Source organism: Streptomyces sp. NL15-2K, from assembly GCF_030551255.1.
Lineage (GTDB): Bacteria > Actinomycetota > Actinomycetes > Streptomycetales > Streptomycetaceae > Streptomyces.
This window is the reverse complement of the sequence record NZ_CP130630.1, coordinates 11392643-11411940: the sequence shown is the minus strand read 5'-3', so window position 1 is coordinate 11411940 and position 19298 is coordinate 11392643. Positions and strand designations below refer to the sequence as shown.

Sequence of the window (19298 nt, the reverse complement as noted above, 5' to 3'; positions counted from 1 at the left end):
CGCACGGACCCTCACGCGAAACACCACAGCAACGGGACGTTCCTAGCGTCTGGCCATCCCGACACAAAAGGTGATCCATGATAAATACCGCTTTTTCCTCGTCGGCCTCCGGCCTGGGTTCCCTGCCGAACCCGGCGGCGCAACGACCGCTCCAGATCGTCGCCGGCGAGACGGCGGTGGTCTGACATGCCCGACCCCGCGATGGATCACGCCGTCACGCCCAGGCCGGTCACCAGCCCGGGCGACGACCCGCACACGTACCGCGACGGGCTGTCCTCCATGGTCACGTCGGTCTGCGTGGTCACCACCGAAGTGGACGGGATTCGGTACGGCTTCACCGCCAACACGGTGACCAGCGTGTCGATGGACCCGCCGCTGATCTCGGTCTGTCTGGCCGACACCGCCGACGTCCACCCGGCCTTCAGCCAGGCGGAGTCGGTGGCCGTCAACGTCCTGGCGGCCGACCAGCGCCCGGTGGCGAACGCGTTCGGCGCCGGCGCGACGAGCGGCCCGGGCAGGTTCGCCGCGGCGCCCTTCGGCCTGGGCAAGCTCGGTCAACCGCTGCTCGACGGCGCCACCGTGTCCTTCGAGGGCGCCGTTCACCAGCGCCTCACCGCCGGTGACCACACGATCATCCTGATCGAGGTGGCCGGCGTGGTGGTCGGCGAACGGGAGCCGCTCACCTATCAGGGACGCCGATTCCACACGCTGAACCCGGTGGAGCCATCCACACCCCAGCCGGCCGGAAAGGACCCGTCATGACCACTCCGGACGACCTCGCCCCCCTACGGCCCTCCCCGGCCCCGTCGAAGACCTCGGCCGAGCGTCCGGCAGCCGACACGCTCACGGACTCCGATCACATCGTCGTCCGGGGACTGACCAAGACCTATCCGGGCGCGACCGTGCCGGTACTGCACGACATCGACCTCGTCGTACCGCGCGGGACGTTCATCAGCCTGATCGGCCCGAGCGGCTGCGGGAAGTCCACCCTGCTGCGTACCTTCGCCGGAATCGACGAGTACGACAGCGGCAACCTGACGCTTTTCGGGGCAACGCCGGAACAGGCGTGCGCGCAGAAGACGATCGGACTGGTGCCCCAGACCCCCGCCCTGCTGCCCTGGCTGACGGTACGCAAGAACGTCGCCCTGCCAGCCAAGATCAACAAGTCGGCGGGCCGGCTCCGCGCACGGCGGGGCGGCGTGGACGGAGCCTCTGCACCGAACTCGGGACCGCCACTCACGGCCGATCCGGACCAACTGCTGGAGCTGGTCGGCCTCACCGACGCCGCCGGCAAGTACCCCGGCGAGCTGTCCGGGGGCATGCAGCAGCGGGTGGCCATCGCCCGCGCCTTCGGTCTGCGGCCGGACCTTCTGCTCATGGACGAGCCCTTCTCCGCGCTGGACGAGTTCACGCGCGAGGCGATGCGCCTGCACCTGCTCGACCTCTGGCAGCGGATGCGCACCACGGTCGTCTTCGTCACCCACTCCGTGGCGGAGGCGGTCACGCTGTCGGACACGATCGTGGTGATGTCCGCCCGGCCCGGCCGGATCCACCAGATCATCGACGTCGGTCTCCCGCGCCCCCGCACGGCGGAGCTGCTGGCCGGCCCGGCGACGCACGCGCTCGAGGACCGGGTCCGGACCTCCCTGCACGACGCGTGGCTGGCCAGCACGCCGCCCACCGACCTGGTTCCCTCGTGACCGCCCGGAAAGGCGTCCCCATGTCCGTTGAGCTGAGCACCGAGGGCGGCGCTCCCGTCCCTCAGGCCCCCGGCGCGGCCCCGCCCGCACCCGCCGCGGGACGGGCCCGACCGGTCCGGCGGCCGTGGCCCGCCTGGGTCCGGCCCGGGATCTGGCTGCCCACCGTGGCCGCGCTGGCCGTGGCCGGCGGCCTGTGGACGCTCATCGCCGCCGGCAACCCGTACGTGCTGCCGCGCCTGCCCGCCGTCGGCGAGGCTCTGGTCGGCGACCCCGAACTGTTCGTGTCCAATGCCGGGGCGACGTTGAAGGTCGCCCTGCTCGGGCTGCTGCTCGGCTTCGTCGCGGCGTACGCCGTCGCGGTGATCACATCCGAAATCCCGGTGCTGCGCCGGGCGATCATGCCGCTGGCGACCGTTCTCCAGGTCACCCCGGTGGTCGCTCTGGCGCCGGGCCTGGTGGTGGCCTTCGGCTTCGGCCTCATGCCGAAGGTGATCGTCACGGCGATCATCACCTTCTTCCCGGTGCTGGCCAACGTGAGCGCCGGACTGCGGTCGGTGCAGTTGCCCACCTTGCACGTCTTCACCACGCTGCACGCATCTCGGTTCGAGGTGCTCGTCCGGCTTCGGATCCCGACCGCCGTGCCCTACACCCTGGCCGCCCTGCGGGTGGTGCTGCCGCTGTCCCTGGTCGGAGCCGTGGTCGCCGAGTTCGTCGCCGCAGGGTCGTCCACGGGCCTCGGCACCATGATCAAGAACAGCGCGGCCAACTCCCAGCTGCCGCAGATGTACGGGGCCGTCGGCTGCCTGGCGCTGATCGGCGTGATCACGCTGATCGTCATCAACGCCGCCGAACGCCGGCTGCTCTTCTGGCACGAATCCCAGCAGGGCAGCAACTCCTGACACACCGTGCGCCCGCTGCCGGACCCTTGACCCGCATCACCAGGCACAGTCCCCGAACGGAGTCCCCCCGTGTCCCACAATCCTGTCCAACGCCTCCGCACCGCCCGCCGCACCGCCCGCCGGACAGCCCTGCTCGCGACCGCTCTCACCCTCACCGCGACGCTCGCCGGCTGCGCCGACGCGCAAGGTGACCAGTCCTCGTCGGCGTCGGCGGCCAAGTCGGCGGCCCCGGGCGTGCCGGCGGAGCGCTGCAAGGAGAACCAGGCCGCCGGACCGATCACGTACCTCACCGGCTACCAGTACCAGGCATCGGTCGGCATCCTCGCCAACATCGCCGCCGACGCCATGGGCTACTACTCCGACCTCTGCCTGAACGTGCGCATCAAGCCGGGCGGTGGCAACACCGGGAGCAACTCCCAGCTGGTCGCCGCGAACACCGCCCAGTTCGCTTCCCTGGGCAACGATGCCGCGGTACTCCAGTCCGTCGCCGGTGGCATAGACGTCAAGGCCGTCATGACCCCGGGCCACCTGCCGATCGCCACGTTGATCACCATGTCCAAGATCACCAGCCTCAAGCAGCTCGACGGCAAGACCCTGGGCCACCATGGCGCCCTGGGACCCGCGCTGCGGGCGATGCTGGTGAAGGCCGGTGTGAAGATCGGTTCCGTCCGTCAGGTGGAGGTCGGGTTCGACCCCAGCGTGCTGCCCCGGGGCCAGGTGCAGGCGCTGGCCGCGTACAAGTCCAACGAGCCACTGCAGCTCAAGGCGATGGGCGCCCACATCAAAGAGTGGAACCCGGAGGACTACGGTGTTCCCGGTTCCTTCGGCACAACCATCGTGAATCCCGGCTTCGCCGAAAAGCACCCGCATGCCGTGGAGGACTTCCTGCGGGCGACCCTCCGGGCCCAGGCGTACTGCGAGAAGCACGGCGCCGAATGCGTCGGGTACGCGGCCAAGGCCGCCGGATCCAGCTACGACGTGAAGCAGAACGAAGCCATCTGGAAGATCGAATCCGGCCTGGCCGACAAGTCGACGCCCAAGGACCGGCCGGCCGGCTACATCGACACCGACAGTGTGACGGCCGAGGGCAAGACCCTCATAGCCTCCGGTGACCTGAAGAAACTGCCCGACGTCGAGAGCGCCTTCGACCCCAGCTACCTGAAGGCCATTTACAACGGCACGAAACTGATCTGGCCGGCCGGATAACCACGGGCAACTGGAGCGCGGCCTCCGCGCACCAGGATTACCGAGCCAACAAGGACGGGCAGGTATCAGGACTGCATCCTGGTTGCGGCCTGCGTGGGCGGCCAGGCCGCGGCGTCGCCGTCCCGACACGACCGGGGAAGCGGTGATGCCGACGGTGGGGGCCTAGGGGCGGTGGTGCAAGTGGATCTTGGTTAAGGATGATCACGCCTTGTGGGGTGCGGTGATCTGACGAACAGCCAGTGGGCCCGGCTGGAGCCGTTGCTGCCGAGGGGCATCAAGAGCGGCCGTCCGCCAGTGCGGCCTCGGCGGCAGCTGATAGACGGCAGTGTTCCGGCGCCGGCAGCGCGATGGCATCTGGGCGATGACCGTCACCCAACTCCAGCCCCAGGCCGATGCGAAGGGCCTGATCACCTGGGACGTGAACGTCGGCTTCACCGTCTGCCGGCGCACCAGCATGCTGCCGGGGCGGCAAAAAGGTGGGAACTGCAACAAGAGCCGCCCGGCGGCCTCTTCGTCGAGCCGTCCGACCACAGGCTCGGACGCTGCCGGGCGGACTGACCACCAAGATCCACCTAGTGCCGCGACAGGCAACGTTCGCCCCGTCGCGACGCCCGGCACGCTCCCCCACTGCCCTAAAGGCGTGGGAGGTGCCCCCACTCGCCGCACCGGCCGGAAGCCCAAGTACGTCCAGTACGAGGGCTTCCGGCCGGCACTCCCCCAGAGGGGGGACCCCCAGAGCACGCACCGGACGCCGCTCCTTGAAGGGCAAACGTTGCCTGTCGCGGCACTAGTTCCTGCCAATGGTTGATCCTTGGTAGTTGTGTGACTTCTGTTGCTGGTGCGTCAGTTCCTCGTCGGGGCCCGAAGCTGGAACCGTTGCTGCTGTCTGATGACGAGCGGGCGGTGTTGGAGCGGTGGACGCGGCGGGCATCGTCGGCCCAGGCGCTGGCCCTGCGCGCGCGGATCGTGCTGGCGTGCGCGGGTGTGGAGGTACCGCCGATCGTCGCGGTCGCCCGCGAGTTGTGCCACCCACAGCTACCGCGTCCGGCCCACTGCCCGCAGCGAGACCTCCAGCGTAGCCAGCACCCAACCACCAAAGGTGGCTTTCGTAGCCGCTCCGTCCACGCCCTCATGGTGGCCGCATGCACCTCCGCACCCAGAACTATGGTGTCCCACCACATGTGCCACTGACCTGCGGATTCCTACGGTATGGCGACACGAAACGTCCCCGCCAACCGCCTGGAAGTGGTGCCGATGTCGTCCCCCGCAACCGCTCCCCCACCCCCCGCCAACCTCAAACGCATCGTCGCCGCCAGCCTCATCGGCACCACCATCGAGTGGTACGACTTCTTCCTGTACGGTTCCGCCGCCGCTCTCGTCTTCAACAAGCTGTTCTTCCCGGACTCCGACCCGCTCGTCGGCACGCTGCTGTCGTTCCTGACCTACGCCGTCGGATTCGCGGCCCGTCCACTGGGCGCCCTCGTCTTCGGGCACTACGGCGACCGGCTGGGGCGCAAGAAGTTGCTGGTGCTGAGCCTGCTGCTGATGGGCGGCGCGACCTTCGCGATCGGACTGCTGCCCACGCACGCGACCGTCGGAACCGCCGCTCCCGTGCTGCTGACCGTGCTCCGCCTGGTGCAGGGTTTCGCGCTCGGTGGCGAGTGGGGCGGGGCCGTGCTGCTGGTGTCCGAGCACGGGGACGCGCGGCGGCGCGGGTTCTGGGCCTCGTGGCCGCAGACCGGGGCGCCCGCCGGGCAACTCCTCGCGACCGGCGTACTGTCCCTGCTGACCGCCGTGCTCTCGGACAGCGCGTTCGGCAGCTGGGGCTGGCGGATCCCCTTCCTGCTCTCCGGTGTGCTGGTGATCGTCGGTTTGTGGATTCGTCTGTCTGTCGATGAATCGCCTGTCTTCAAACAGGCGTTGGCGCAGGCTGAGGCGCGCAAGGCCGCCCCGGACGCCTACGTCGAGAAACTGCCGCTCGTCTCCGTGCTGAAGCACCACTGGCGCGACGTCCTGGTGGCCATGGGCGCCCGCATGGCGGAGAACATCAGCTACTACGTCATCACCGCGTTCATCCTCGTCTACGCCACCACCTCGGCCGGCGTCTCCAAGCAGACCGCGCTCAACGCGGTGCTGATCGCCTCGGCGGTGCACTTCGCGGTCATCCCCGCCTGGGGCGCGCTGTCGGACCGGATCGGCCGCCGTCCCGTGTACCTGCTGGGCGCGGTCGGGGTCGGTCTGTGGATGTTCCCGTTCTTCTCGCTCATCGACACCGGCGGTTTCGGCCCCCTGATCCTCGCCGTGACCGTCGGTCTGGTCCTGCACGGCGCGATGTACGCGCCCCAGGCCGCCTTCTTCTCCGAGATGTTCGCGACCCGGATGCGCTACTCCGGCGCCTCCATCGGCGCCCAGTTCGCCTCGGTCGCGGCGGGCGCACCGGCGCCGCTCATCGCCACCGCGCTGCTGGCCGAATACGACAGCTCGACCCCGATCGCCCTGTACGTCGTCGCCGCGGCCCTCCTGACCGTCATCGCCGTGGCAGCGGCCAAGGAGACCCGTCACCGGGATCTGACCGAGATCGAGCCCTCCTCCACCGACGCGGCGCCCGCCACGGCCCGTGCGGTGGACGCACACACCGTCTGATCCCCCTCGGAGACGGACCCCGTACGCCCGTGTGTACGGGGTCAGTCCCGTCCCCGCACCGACAACCGGTGCAGCCGCAGGGCGAGTTGGATCTCCAGGGCGCGGGCAGGGCTCTGCCAGTCGTCGCCGAGGAGACGGCCCACCCGCTCCAGGCGCTGGGCGACCGTGTTCACGTGGACGTGCAGCTCGTCCTTGGTGCGGGCGGGGCTCATTCCGCAGTCGAAGTAGGCGTCGAGAGTGCGCACCAGGTCGGTGCCGCGCCGGTCGTCGTAGGCGACGACCGGGCCGATCGTGCGATCCACGAACCCGTCGATGTCCCGGTCCCCGGCGAGCAGCAGGCCGAGGAAGCCGAAGTCCTCGGCGGCGGCCCCGTCGCCGGTGCGGCCGAGCAGGCGCAGGGCGTCGAGGCAGCGTCTGCCCTCCGCGTAGGCGGCCGCCACGGCGTCCGGGTGGGCGGCGAGGTCCTCGACAGGGGCGGAGGCGCCGACGGTGACCGCTTCGTGCACGGCGGTGCCGAGGTGCCGGGCGGTGCGCCGGGCCAGCTCCGTCGTACTGTCGCCGGGCTCCAGGGGCAGCAGCAGGACGGTGCCGCCGTCGCGTGCGGCGGCCAGTCCGTGCCGGGTGGCGGCGAGGTGCGACGCGGCGGACCACAGGCGCCGCCGGGCGTCCGCCTCCTGGTCGGCGTCGGCCGCTGGAGCGTCCAGGCGGGCGGCGAGCACGACATGGGCGGCGTCGAGGTCGGCGCGCAGCCGGGCGGCGCGCTCTCGCAGCAGGCGTGGGTCACGGTCCCGGGCGTCGAGCAGGTCGTCGAGGAGCTCGCCGCGCACGCGCTGTTCGGCCTCGGCGGCCGAGCGTCTGGCGAGCAGCAGCAGTGAGGTGACCATGGCGGCGCGCTCCAGAGTGCGCTGGTCGACGGGGTCGAGGCCCGGATGACCGCGCAGCACGAGCGCGCCGAGGAGCTCGCCGCCGGCGGAGACGGCGGCGATCCAGTCGTTCTCGTGTCGCACGGCGTGCCCTTCGGCGTGGGAGGCCTCCAGGGCCCGGGCCGGTGCGGCGAGGGCCTCGGTGAACTCGACCGTGCCGTCGAGGACTTCGGAGACCGCGGCGGCCACGTCGTGGACACCGCCGCCGCGCAGGACGAGTTCGGCGAGCCGGTCGTGGACGTCCGAGGCACGCTCGATGACCCCGCTGCGGTCCCGGATGATCTCGTTGGCCCGCTCCAGGCCGGCGAGGGCCGAGCGGGTCTCGGTGAGCAGGTTCGCGGTGTCGATCGCGGCCGCGGCCAGCGCGGCGAAGGAGCCCAGCAGCGCGATCTGCTCCCGGTCGAAGACGCGGGCGCGCCGGTCCGCGGCGAACAGGACGCCGATGACATGGTGCCCCAGCATCAACGGGACGCCGAGGATGGCGACCAGTCCCTCGTCCCGGACGCCCGCGTCGATCGTGACCGTGTGCTGGAAACGGTCGTCCTTGAAATAGTCGTCGGTGACGTACGGGCGGGCCGTCTGGGCGACGAGGCCGCCCAGCCCCTCCCCCATCCCGATCCGCAGCTGCTGGAAGCGGGCCGCGACCGAGCCCTCGGTGACCCGCATGTAGGTGTCGCCCCTGCCCGGGTCGTTCAGGCTGAGGTAGGCCACGTCCGTGCCGAGCAGCGACCGGGCGCGCTGCACGATCGCCCGCAGGACCGCGTCCAGGTCGCGCAGACCGGCCAGGTCGTGGGCGGTCTCGAAGAGCGCGGAAAGCTCGGCCTCCCGCCGGCGCCGGCCCTCCAGCTCCGAGCGCACGCGCAGGGCGAGCGGCTTGGCCCGTTCGAGCGCGGCGATCCACTCGGCCGACCGCCCTTCGGCGCGGGCCAGCAGCACCGGCTGCTCATAGGCGTCGGCGGACGCACCTCGGGCCAGCAACTCCAGGAACGGCGCCTCGGCACCGCCGACCGCCGGCGCTCCAGCTCCAGCTCCAGCTCCAGCTCCAGCTCCAGCTCCAGCTCCAGCTGCGGAACGCTCGGCGGACTGCACGTGATCGTGGGACATGCTCACAGGATTGCCCATGGCCCGGCCGCGCCGTCAGCCCTGTGGAAAACTCCGCGGCACACCGGCGCGGCCCCGCTCAATGCGCGGTCCAGCCGCCGTCGAGGACGAGCGAGGTCCCGGTCACGAAGGATGCCTGCGGGCTGCACAGGTACGCCATGGCCTCGGCGACCTCCTCCGGTTCGATCAGCCGCTTGACGGCGCTGTCCTGGAGCAGCACGTCGGTCAGCACGCGCTCCTCGGGGATGCCGTGCGTCCGTGCCTGGTCGGCGAGCTGCTGCTCGACCAGGGGGGTGCGCACATAGGCGGGGTTCACACAGTTGGAGGTGACACCGTGGGGCGCGCCTTCGAGCGCGGCCGTCTTGGACAGCCCTTCCAGTCCGTGTTTGGCCGCCACATAGGCCGACTTGTACGCCGAGGCCCGCAGCCCGTGGACGGAGGACACGTTCACGATGCGGCCCCATCCCTGCCCGTACATGTGGGGCAGGGCGCCGCGGATGAGCCGGAAGGGCGCCTCCAGCATCACGGTGAGCACGGTGTGGAAGACGTCGGGCGGGAACTCCTCGAGGGGGCGCACCAGCTGCAGCCCGGCGTTGTTGACCAGGACGTCGGTTCCCGCGGCGGCGAGTTCGGCGGCGTCCAGGTCGGTGAGGTCGAGGACGTGCGGCTCGAGGCTGCCCGCCAGGTCCCGTGCCTGCTCGGCCAGCGCCTCCAGACCGGCGGCGTCCCGGTCGATCGCTCTCACCTTGGCCCCGGCGGCCGCGAGCCGCAGCGCGCAGGCGCGGCCGATGCCGCCGGCGGCGCCGGTGACGAGGGCGGTACGGCCCTCGAGGTCGAGCGTCATGGCGGAGGGAGCAGGGAGGGCACTGCGAGCGGTCATGCCCCGACCTTAGACAGCGCCCGCCTCCCACTCCATGTGGTCACCACCCATACTTCACTGGGAACTCATGGGCTCGAACCATGTGGGTGTGTCCGACAGGGCCTGCTTGATCCGGAAGACCCCGAACTCGTTCAGCTCCGGCAGAGCGTCCACGGCGAACCAGCCCACGTCCAGCGACTCGTCGTCGTTGACCCGGGCCTCGCCGCCGACGGCCCGGCAGCGGAACGAGATGTCCATGTACTGGCAGACATCGCCGTTGTCGTACGTCACGGGGTTCAGTGCCTGCACGATGAGGACCCGCTCCACCACGCAGTGCACGCCCGTCTCCTCCTGCACCTCCCGCACGGCGCAGGCCGCCGGCTGCTCCCCCGGCTCCGGAATGCCGCCGATCAGCGACCACTTGCGGGTGTCGGTGCGGCGGTTGAGCAGCACTCTGCCCTCGTCGTCGAGGACGACGGCGCTGACTCCCGGCAGCCACAGCAACTCGTGTCCCACGGATGCCCGGATGGTACGGATGAAATCAGGAGTAGCCATGGGCCCCGACCCTAACGGGCGGGATCCGTCGCTCCGGCGCACTTCAGAGGGCGTGCGACGGGCGTACGGCTACACGTCACCGGCGCGTCGCCCGCGCCCACCGGCGCCGATGGCCCAGCCGAGCCCTCCCGCGGCGACCAGCACGAGGGCGATCTCCGGCAGGATGCCCATCTGTGTGGCGGGCGTCTGCGAGGAGCGCAGGGGCACCTTCTGCACCAGCGAGTCGGCGACGAACATGCCGGTCTTCTGCGTGATCCTGCCGTCCGGCATGATGATCGCGCTGACGCCGCTGGTCACCGGGACGGTGACGGTCCTGCTGTGCTCGACGGCACGGACGCGGGACATGGCGAGCTGCTGGTAGGTCATCTCGCTGCGGTCGAAGGTCGCGTTGTTGCTGGGCACGGAGATCATCTGGGCGCCGTCGGTGACCTCGGAACGCACGGCCCAGTCGAAGGCGGCCTCATAACAGGTGACGAGACCGACCTTGGCGCCGTCCATGTCGAAGACGCCCGGCTCGCTGCCCCGGCTGAAGTCCTGGCGGACCATGGAAGTCCAGTTGCTGTTGATCGCGCCGATGAGCGAGCGCAGCGGGAGGTACTCGCCGAACGGCTGGATCTGCCGCTTGTCGTAGGTGTCGACGGGGCCCTTGACCGGGTCCCACAGGATCTGCTCGTTGAAGAGCTTGCCGTCGCGCTCCACGACACCGCCGACGGAGATCGGCACCCCGATCGCCTTGGCGGCCTGGTCGATGACGGCGCGTGCGTCGGCGTTGGCGAACGGGTCGATGTCGGAGGAGTTCTCCGGCCAGAGCACGAAGTCGGGTTCGGCGACCTTGCCCGCCTTGACCTCGGCGGCCAGCCGCTCGGTCTCGCGCGCGTGGTAGTCGAGGACGGCCCGGCGCTGGGCGTTGAACTCCAGCCCGGCACGGGGCACGTTGCCCTGGATGACCCCGACGGTCACGGTGCCGTCCTCGGCCTTGTCGCTGACCAGCGGCCGGGCGGCCACCGCGCCCACCACCGGCACCGCCACGCTCAGCAGGGCGACGGCCGCGGCCGATCGTCGCACAGCACCCGTGCGGCGCATCCGCACGGCCAGGCGTACGACCTCGTACAGGCCGAAGCCGCACAGGACGACCGCGAAGCCGAGGACCGGGGTGCCGCCCACCGCGGCGAGCGGCAGGAAGACGCCGTCCGCCTGGCCGAACGCGATCTTGCCCCAGGGGAAGCCCTGGAAGGGCATGCGCGCGCGTGCCGCCTCTCCGGCGATCCACAGCGCGGCCGCCCACACCGGCGAGCCGGGCAGCTTCGACACCGCGGCGACGCCCGCGCCGACCAGCGCCACGAAGATCGCCTCGATCGCGACCAGCGCCAGCCAGGGCCCGGGGCCGACCTCCACGCCGGTCCACACCAGCAGCGGCAGCAGGAAGCCGAGGCCGAAGAGATAGCCGAGGCCGAGGCCCGCCTTCCAGCCGCGGCCGCGCAGCACCCAGCCGAAGACGGCGAAGGCCGGCAGGGCCAGCCACCACAGGGTGCGCGGCGGGAAACTGACGTAGAGCAGCACTCCGGAGAGCGCCGCGGCGGCGGCCGGGACGAGGCGCAGGAGCCACGACCCGCGCGATGCGGGCGCGGACTCGGGCCGTATCCGGTCCGACTCGCCCACGGAGGTTGCGGTGACGGTCACTGTGGGAGTGTACGGCGGTTGACCTTGGCGCCGACAGCGCGGTCCGCCCGGGCCGGGTCGGCGCTTGCTTCGACGGTCTGCAACAACGTTCCTGCGCAACTCGGTCCAACTCGTCCACAAACCGGCCATCAGCCGTTACGGTGTGCCGGAGTCTTTGTCGTACGGGCCGGTAACGCCCGCGACGGCCGGGACCGTCACAGGTCGGGGGCGACCGGTTCGGGGGGCGGGGTGGGTTCCACGGGGATGACATCTGTGGCCGGTCCGGAGGAGGACGGCGACAGACGAAACGTTTCTGATGCGGCGGGCGTCGTAATCCTCGGGGCCTGCGCCACGTGGTCCCTGATCACGGCGGGTGCGCACGGCGGCCGCCCCGAGGGCGTGCTGCTCGCGGTGCTGGCCGTGGCCGCCGGCTATGCCGCGGGGCGGATCTGCGGAGCGCTCCTCCCGGTCGCCACGGCCTGCGCCGGCGCCCTGGCCGGACTCGGCATGACGCTGGCCATGCCACGTCTCGCGCCCGGGCCCGAGATCGTCGCGCCGCTCGGACACGCCGGCGCCACCGCCGCCCTGCTGACCCTGTCCGCGGGTGCCGCGTGCTGCGCCGCCTGGTGCGCCGAGGCCCCGGCCCTGCGGCTCGCCCTGCGTGCGTTGGCCGCCGGGATCGCGGTGACCGCGGCCGCCCTCGGCTCGGTCGGCGGTTTCGTCACCTGTGGCGTGGTGCTGCTGTGCTCACTCGCCGCGGGCCGGGTACGCCACCGGGGCCCGGGCCTCGCCGGGCTGGCCGTGGCCACGGCCTTGGTGACCGCCCTGACCTGGGCGGTCGCCGGGAACGCGGTGCCGGACGGGCTCGCCGTGTCCCTGGAGGGCCGGCTGACCCAGCACCGGGTGGAGCTGTGGCACGACGCGCTGCACATGGCGCACCGGGAGGCGGTCCTGGGCGTGGGTCCCGGCCGTTTCGGGGAGCACAGCACGACGGCGGCACAGACCCTGGTGTCCGACGGCAAGCCGCACTCGGCGCTACTGCAGCAGGCGGCCGAGCAGGGAGTCGTCGGCGTGGCCCTGCTGGCGGCGGCCTTCGGCTGGGTACTGTACGCGCTGTGGCGTACCCGGCGTCCCACGCCGGTCGCCCTCACCGCGGGCGTGGCCCTGACGGCACTGGCGGCGATCGCCTGCGTCGGCAACGCGCTGAGCTTCACGACGGTGTCGGTGGGCGCCGGGCTGCTCGCGGGGCTGGCCACGGCACATCCCCTCGCCGAGGAACCGGCGCGGCACGAGACGGACGTACGCCCTCGTGGTGACCGCCTGTCTCCGTGATCTCGGTGCGACCTCAGCGCGCCGCGCCGGACCGCAGCCGGGCCCGGATGACGCGTACGGCCGCCTCCGCGTCGTCCACGGTGATGGTGAACGTGTGGCCGTCCCACAGGCTCAGCACCACGCCCTCGCCGCGTCGTACGACGACCGCGGTGCCCTTCTCGGGACGCCAGCGGTAGCCCCAGCCGCCCCAGTGGCGCGGGGTGACGTGCGGGTCGACCTCGACGTCGGCGACGTGTGACAGCGGGATGCGGCGGCGCGGCAGGCCCATGTGGCCGCAGCGCACTTCCAGGCACTCCTTGTCGACCTTGAGGGCCACGTGCACGAACGCGAGGGTGCCGAAGAGGACGAGCAGCCCGGCCGCGATGCAGCCGACCACGGACATCACCAGCGGGGCGATGCCGGACGTCCACGCCGAGTCGACGGCCAGCTCGATACCGAGGGCCAGGCAGGCGGCGCCGACGAGCGCCAGCAACCACTGAATCCGGTTCGAGGCGCGACCGGTCCAGACATCGGGGTGGTGGGCGTTCTCGCCGTGGGGGTGGTCCCTCATGTCTATGAGATTACTCAGGTTTCGCTGCGCGGGTAGCTCGTCGCGGAGGGTGACTGCGCCACGGCGAGGCCCGGTGGACGCGAGACGTCGGCTTTGTCCGCATCCGCCAAGTGGGTGATGGGCTGTGGGGCCCGGGGCGTGTCCGTCGGCCACCGTGAGGCTTCACCGTGCGGGGCTGACCGCCTGGAGGAGCCTGCCCTCCTCATAGGCCAGGGCGGGCTCGGGCAGGGTGCCCTCACGTCCGCTCAGCAGCACGGTCAGGGTCCCGTCGGCCGTGGCCCGGGGGGCGGGCTGCTCGCCGAGCCGGCGCAGCGCCTGGGCGGCGACCGCGCCCGCCGAGCCGTGCAGGACGAGCGGCGGGAAGCCGGGGCGCTGCACCGCGGTGCGGATGCGGTCGGAGACGAGTTCGTAGTGGGTGCAGCCCAGGACCACGGTCGTCACGTCGTCGGGGGTCAGCGCCGCCGCCGCGGCGACGGCGGCCTCGATGGCAGCCTCGTCCGCGTGCTCCACCGCCTCGGCGAGGCCGTAGCAGGGGACCTCGGTGACCGCCACGCCGTCGGCGAAGTCCTCGATGAGACCGCGCTGGTAGGGGCTGCCCGTGGTGGCGGGCGTCGCCCAGATCGCGACGGGCCCGCCACCGGCCGCGGCCGGCTTGATCGCCGGGACCGTGCCGATGACCGGGATGCCGGGCTCGAGGCGGGCGCGCAAGGTGGGCAGGGCATGCACGGTGGCGGTGTTGCAGCCGATGATCAGGGCGTCGGGCCGGTGCGCGGCGGCGGCCTCGGCGACGGCCAGGGCGCGCCGGGTGAGGTCCTCTGGGGTCCTGGGGCCCCAGGGCATGCCGTCGGGGTCCAGGGAGAGCACGAGATCAGCGTCGGGCCGCAGACGCCGTACCGCGGCGGTGGCCGCCAGCAGACCGATTCCGGAGTCCATGAGCGCGATCTTCACCCGGTCACGATAGACGATGCGCCCTTGGAGACGGGCCCGGTGGGGCAGACTGCGCGCGTGAGCGCCATCGTGTGGACTGCCGCCGGATCACTCGTCGCCTGGCTGTGGCTGCTGCTCGGCCAGGGCTTCTTCTGGCGCACGGACGTCGGACTGCCGCCACGGCGGGAACCGGACGACTGGCCCGCCGTCTGCGTCGTCGTGCCGGCACGCGACGAGGCCGCGGTGCTGCCGGCGAGCCTGCCGTCGCTGCTCGCCCAGGACTATCCGGGGCGGGCCGAGATCTTCCTCGTCGACGACGGCAGTTCGGACGGCACCGGGGAACTCGCACGGGAGCTGGCGCGGCGTCACGGCGGGCTGCCACTGACCGTCTCCTCGCCCGGCGAGCCGCCCTCGGGCTGGACGGGAAAGCTCTGGGCGGTGCGCCACGGCATCGGCCTGGCACGCGCGCGTGGCCCGGAGTACCTGCTGTTGACCGACGCCGACATCGCCCACGCGCCGGACAGTCTGCGGCAGTTGGTCGCCGCGGCGCGCACGGGGGGCTTCGACGTCGTCTCCCAGATGGCCCGGTTGCGGGTGGAGAGCATGTGGGAGCGGCTTGTCGTGCCCGCCTTCGTGTACTTCTTCGCGCAGCTCTATCCGTTCCGCCGGATCGGCAGGCGGACGGCGCGCACGGCGGCCGCGGCGGGCGGCTGCGTGCTGCTGCGCGCGGAGGCTGCCGAGCGGGCGCGGATCCCGGACGCGATCCGGCATGCCGTCATCGACGACGTGGCGCTCGCGCGGGCGGTCAAGGGCGGGGGCGGCCACATCTGGCTGGGGCTGGCGGAGCGGGTGGACAGCGTGCGTCCGTATCCGCGCCTGCACGACCTGTGGCGGATGGTGTCCCGCAGCGCGTACGCGCAGTTGCGGCACAACCTTGTGCTGCTGGCGGCGACGGTGGCCGGGCTCGCGTTGGTCTACCTCGTGCCGCCGGTAGCCGTGCTCGTGGGTGTGGCCGTGGGGAGTACGGCGGCCGCGGTCGTCGGTGGTCTCGCGTGGCTGGTGATGACCGGGACGTACGTTCCGATGCTCCGCTACTACCGCCAGCCTCTGTGGCTCGCTCCCCTGCTGCCGTTCACCGCTTTCCTGTACCTCCTCATGACGGTGGATTCCGCCGTGCAGCACTACCGGGGACGCGGTGCGGCCTGGAAGGGCCGTACCTACGCGCGCCCGGACGCCGTCGTGGGGGACGAGACCTGAGGGGTCACTTCCGGCCGGGGGTCCAGTTCATGCCCCACCCATACGCGTGGTCCACGGTCCGCTGAGGGCTTACGCCTCGTTCCGGCACCAGGTAGCGGGCCTCGCGCTGGACGACCAGGTCGCTGCCGGTGTTGGTGATCAGGGCGAGTGCGCAGACTGTCGAGGGGACGGTGCACTCGTCGACAGAGAAGTCGATCGGGGCGCCGTACTGCGGCCGGAGGGTGACCGTGGCGTGCAGGTCGGCGAAGGAACGCGCCCCCTCGTAGATCGTCACGAAGACGAGGATGCGCCGGAAGGCCTGCTGGTGGTCGAGGTTGACGGTGAGGTTCTCGCCGCTCTCGACGGCGCCCGTGCGGTCGTCGCCGTCGAGGTGGATGTACGGGGGCTGGTGCAGGGCGCCGAAGGCGTTGCCGAGGGACTGGACGACTCCCTTGCTGCCGTCGGTGAGTTCGTACAGGGCGCACAGGTCCAGGTCGAGGTCCGCGTGCATGGCCACCGAGCGGCCCTTCTTGCCCGCCCACCCGGAGAACTGCTTGTGCATCTGCCAGTTGAGGTTCACCCGCAGTGCGCCCGATGTGCCGCCCTGCTTGGTCAGCGAGACGGACGGGGCCGCCTTGGTCAGTGTCACCTTGGTCAGCCGGACCGGCGCGGCGGGTGTCGAGGGCGCCGGTGCGGGTGCGGCCTGCTGCGGCTCGTCCACGGTGATCCCGAAGTCGGTGGCGAGGCCCTCCAGCCCGCTGCCGTAGCCCTGGCCCACGGCTCGGAACTTCCAGGCGCCCTGACGACGGTAGAACTCACCGAGCACGAAAGCGGTTTCGACGGTGGCTCCCGCGCTGTCGAAACGGGCGACCACCGTGTCCTGGGCGGCGGCCCTGACCTCGATGTAGAGGTCCGGCACCGCCGCGAACGTGCCGCCGTCCGCGGAGGCGGCGAGCACGACGGTCTCTACGGCGGACTCCACGCGCGCGAGGTCGACGACGAGGGTGTCGGTCACCTTGCCGCCCTCGTCCCGTGTGCCCTCGTGCCGGACCGCGCCGGAGGAGTGCGCGGGCTGGTTGTAGAAGACGAAGTCGGCGTCGGAACGGACCTTTCCGCCCACCAGCAGCAGCGCCGACGCGTCCACGTCGGGCACGCCCGGCCCCGAACGCCGGCCCAATTCGACGCGCAGCGCCGTCGTGGGCACCGGAACATTCGATCCTTTCGGCATTGGCATGTCCGCCCCCATCACCACTCACGACGCCAGGCCGCACCCCGGCAGTCCCGTCCGATTGTCTGAACTCTCAACATAATCCCCGGGTCGGGGAAGTCCCATGAACTGCACAGGAACACCTACGGTCAACCGCCGGTAACCCGCAAGGAACTCGCCTTTTACATGAGAAACGCCCCGCGCGCCGTCCCTTTTTGCCGAGTTCGCTCGCATTGGGGATCCCACGTCACGGCCGACACGGAAAACAACCCTCTTATCGGTCTCCCCAACCAGCACATCGTGGGCTTAACTTATGTGCCATGACCTCCCCCCGCTCCACTTATGGCGGCGGCTACTACTCCGCCTCCTTCCCGGACACTCCGATCTACGACAAGCTCGTGGCCGAGCGGGGCACCCCGCAGATCGCCCCGATCCGGGTCCCCGCCGCGTACGACACGCCGGGCAGCCACCTGCCCGCGCTGCCGTCGGCACTGCCCGCCCTGCCGGCGGGCCCGTCCCAGCCCTCGTACGGCTATCCGCAGGCCCAGCAGCCCGCCCCGCTGCAGCAGGCGCCCGCGGCGTACATCCCGCAGCAGGCCGCCGCGCCGCGCGGTTACCCCGGTGCGCAGCCGCAGCAGCCTCGGCCCGCGGGCCCCGGCATGGGCACGGGCTACGAGGCGATGCGCCCCGCGGCTCCCCGGCCCCAGCAGACTCCGTACCAGGAGCCCTACAACAACCAGCAGTACCGCGGGTACTGATTCCATCCCCACGGCTGTCGGTGCCGCCTGGCACGATGACCGCATGGGGAACCCGCGACTGCAGTCCATTCATGTCCATCCGGTCAAGGCGTTCCGGGGCCTGGCGCCCCGGCAGGCCGTCGTGGAGCCCTGGGGGCTGGCCGGAGACCGGCGCTGGGTGCTGATCGACGACGGGGGAAAGGTCGTCACACAACGCGAGCACCCGCGCCTCGCTCTTGCCGCCGCCGAGCTTCTGCCCGGCGGCGGTGTCCGGCTGTCCGCGCCCGGCATGGACCCTTTGACGGTGCCCGTTCCGCGGCCGGCCGCCACCGTGCCGGTGGGCATCTTCCGCGACAAGGTCGACGGCGTTCCGGCCGAGGGCGACGCCGCGCACGCGTGGTGCAGCGAGTATCTGGGGCTCGGCGCGCGCCTGGTCCACATGGACGACCCGGCCACGCGGCGGCCTGTCGACCCGGAGTTCGCGCTGCCGGGCGAGACGGTGTCGTTCGCCGACGGCTACCCGCTGCTGCTCACCACGGCGGCCTCGCTCGACGCCCTGAACTCCCTGATCGCCCAGGGCCGTCACGCGCAGGAGGGCCCCCTGCCCATGAACCGCTTCCGGCCCAACGTGGTCGTGGCGGGCACCGCCGCCTGGGCCGAGGACGACTGGTCACGCGTGGCCATCGGCGAGGTCACCTTCCGGGTCGCCAAGATGTGCGGCCGGTGCGTGGTCACCACGACCGGCCAGGCCACCGCCGAGCGCGGCAAGGAACCCCTGCACACCCTCGGACGGCACCGCCGCATCGGCGGCAAGCTCGTCTTCGGACAGAACCTGGTGCCCCAGTCCGCCGGCACGATCCGGGTCGGTGATCCGGTCACCGTCCTCGACTAGCTCGAACAGGACGGTCCGCTTCTGTCGGGATCCCGGGGAACCCGTCCCGGGGCCCCGGGCGTTGGGCTTCGTGAGAAGTTCATGAGAGGACCCGGTCACAGGTGATTTCGCTCTCTCTTCGACCGGGCCCGCGCGTGAACGGCTCCGCCGGGAGTTATCACGGAGCGGGAAGGGGGTGGGACCGTGCGAACGATAGGTGGACTCTGGCGCTGGCGGCACAACCCGTTGCGCCGCAGGACCGATCTGGTCGAGGCGTGGGTGGCCCTGGTGGCCCTGCTGCTGATCCTGGTCGTCGGTCCCGTGATCGGCGCGCTCGTCGGCGGCGCAGCCCAGGACGCCCTGCAGCGCTCGGTCCGGGAGCAGCGCGAGTCCCGTCACCTGGTGACGGCCACCGTGGTCCGAGAGCTGGACCGCTCCCCGCTGGACGCCGACCCCGAGACCACCTCGGGCCGGAACCTGCGCAGCCGGGTGCTCGCCGACTGGACCGCACCGGACGGCACCACGCACCACGGCACGGTCATCGCGAGCCTTCAGAAACCGCACCCCGGCGACCACTTCACGATCTGGACGGACGAGCACGGGCGCATGGTGGCCCGCCCGCTGGACTCCGCCACGGCGACGACCCATGCCGTCCTGGCCGGCTTCGGCGCGGCCCTGCTGACCGCGGGCCTCGTCGAGGGCGGCAGAAGGCTGATGGTGTGGCGCATGGTCCGCCGCCGGTACGCCCGTTGGGACCAGGCCTGGGACCGGGCGGGTCCGGACTGGGGCAGGACCGGCACCGGCAGCTGACAGCCTTCCGGCTCTGGTCAACCCACCGTCTGCGCGCACGCTACGGTGGACCGGCCGAACTCTTCGGGATCAACCCGCGCGCG

General features: G+C 71.6%; 17 protein-coding genes and 1 pseudogene. 11 read left to right on the top strand and 7 right to left on the bottom strand.

The genetic code is table 11. The features are described 5' to 3' along the window. The first annotated feature begins 186 nt into the window (after positions 1–186). The 6 genes and pseudogenes from Q4V64_RS49855 (at position 187) to Q4V64_RS49830 (ending at position 6448) form a co-directional block, all read left to right on the top strand. Positions 187–762, top strand: a complete 576-nt coding sequence (locus Q4V64_RS49855; protein ID WP_124444821.1) for a flavin reductase family protein — start codon at positions 187–189, stop codon at positions 760–762. Then, complete coding sequence (locus Q4V64_RS49850; RefSeq protein WP_124444820.1) at positions 759–1700, top strand: ABC transporter ATP-binding protein; 942 nt, start codon at positions 759–761, stop codon at positions 1698–1700. Before Q4V64_RS49855 ends, Q4V64_RS49850 begins: the two co-directional genes overlap by 4 nt. 20 nt (positions 1701–1720) lie before the next feature. Next, on the top strand, positions 1721–2599 hold the full coding sequence (locus Q4V64_RS49845) for an ABC transporter permease subunit (RefSeq protein ID WP_124444819.1): 879 nt from the start codon (positions 1721–1723) through the stop codon (positions 2597–2599). Between the two features lie 69 nt (positions 2600–2668). Next, positions 2669–3805 carry an ABC transporter substrate-binding protein gene (locus Q4V64_RS49840; protein WP_124444818.1) on the top strand — a complete coding sequence of 379 codons (1137 nt, stop codon included), beginning with the start codon at positions 2669–2671 and terminating at the stop codon, positions 3803–3805. An 867-nt stretch (positions 3806–4672) separates the two neighbouring features. After that, positions 4673–4786: pseudogene (locus tag Q4V64_RS49835) on the top strand (IS630 family transposase); the annotation flags it as partial. Positions 4787–5059: 273 nt separating this feature from the next. After that, the gene (locus Q4V64_RS49830) at positions 5060–6448 is read left to right on the top strand and encodes an MFS transporter (protein ID WP_124444828.1); all 1389 of its coding nucleotides are present in this window, start codon (positions 5060–5062) and stop codon (positions 6446–6448) included. A 41-nt stretch (positions 6449–6489) separates the two neighbouring features. Here the strand turns inward: Q4V64_RS49830 and Q4V64_RS49825 are convergent, their stop codons facing one another. From Q4V64_RS49825 to lnt, 4 genes are all read right to left on the bottom strand, one after another. Further along, positions 6490–8475 (bottom strand): GAF domain-containing protein, encoded by a 1986-nt coding sequence (locus Q4V64_RS49825; RefSeq protein ID WP_124444816.1) that lies wholly within the window; start codon positions 8473–8475, stop codon positions 6490–6492. Positions 8476–8551: 76 nt separating this feature from the next. After that, positions 8552–9352, bottom strand: a complete 801-nt coding sequence (locus tag Q4V64_RS49820; RefSeq protein ID WP_124444815.1) for a 3-hydroxybutyrate dehydrogenase — start codon at positions 9350–9352, stop codon at positions 8552–8554. A gap of 54 nt (positions 9353–9406) precedes the next feature. Beyond that, a complete protein-coding gene (locus Q4V64_RS49815) occupies positions 9407–9886 on the bottom strand; it encodes an NUDIX domain-containing protein (protein WP_124444814.1) in 480 nt (159 codons plus the stop codon). Positions 9887–9955: 69 nt separating this feature from the next. Further along, positions 9956–11566, bottom strand: a complete 1611-nt coding sequence (lnt, locus tag Q4V64_RS49810; protein ID WP_124444813.1) for an apolipoprotein N-acyltransferase — start codon at positions 11564–11566, stop codon at positions 9956–9958. A gap of 243 nt (positions 11567–11809) precedes the next feature. Here lnt and Q4V64_RS49805 point away from each other — a divergent pair, with 243 nt between their 5' ends. Continuing rightward, a complete protein-coding gene (locus Q4V64_RS49805; protein WP_124444812.1) occupies positions 11810–12877 on the top strand; it encodes an O-antigen ligase family protein in 1068 nt (355 codons plus the stop codon). 13 nt (positions 12878–12890) lie between these two features. Here the strand turns inward: Q4V64_RS49805 and Q4V64_RS49800 are convergent, their stop codons facing one another. Then, the gene (locus Q4V64_RS49800) at positions 12891–13427 is read right to left on the bottom strand and encodes a hypothetical protein (protein WP_124444811.1); all 537 of its coding nucleotides are present in this window, start codon (positions 13425–13427) and stop codon (positions 12891–12893) included. A 162-nt stretch (positions 13428–13589) separates the two neighbouring features. Next, a complete protein-coding gene (locus Q4V64_RS49795; protein ID WP_124444810.1) occupies positions 13590–14375 on the bottom strand; it encodes an aspartate/glutamate racemase family protein in 786 nt (261 codons plus the stop codon). Between the two features lie 57 nt (positions 14376–14432). On the opposite strand from Q4V64_RS49795, the gene Q4V64_RS49790 reads away from it, so the two are divergent. Then, positions 14433–15611, top strand: a complete 1179-nt coding sequence (locus tag Q4V64_RS49790) for a glycosyltransferase (protein ID WP_172629549.1) — start codon at positions 14433–14435, stop codon at positions 15609–15611. Between the two features lie 4 nt (positions 15612–15615). Here the strand turns inward: Q4V64_RS49790 and Q4V64_RS49785 are convergent, their stop codons facing one another. Beyond that, positions 15616–16818, bottom strand: coding sequence for a TerD family protein (locus Q4V64_RS49785; protein WP_124444827.1), 1203 nt, complete (start codon positions 16816–16818; stop codon positions 15616–15618). Between the two features lie 299 nt (positions 16819–17117). Between Q4V64_RS49785 and Q4V64_RS49780 the strand changes: the two genes are divergently transcribed. The 3 genes from Q4V64_RS49780 (at position 17118) to Q4V64_RS49770 (ending at position 19215) form a co-directional block, all read left to right on the top strand. Continuing rightward, positions 17118–17555, top strand: a complete 438-nt coding sequence (locus tag Q4V64_RS49780) for a DUF6643 family protein (protein ID WP_124444808.1) — start codon at positions 17118–17120, stop codon at positions 17553–17555. 43 nt (positions 17556–17598) lie between these two features. Continuing rightward, the gene (locus Q4V64_RS49775) at positions 17599–18426 is read left to right on the top strand and encodes an MOSC N-terminal beta barrel domain-containing protein (protein ID WP_124444807.1); all 828 of its coding nucleotides are present in this window, start codon (positions 17599–17601) and stop codon (positions 18424–18426) included. Positions 18427–18609: 183 nt separating this feature from the next. Further along, positions 18610–19215, top strand: coding sequence for a hypothetical protein (locus Q4V64_RS49770; protein ID WP_124444806.1), 606 nt, complete (start codon positions 18610–18612; stop codon positions 19213–19215). Positions 19216–19298 lie beyond the last annotated feature (83 nt).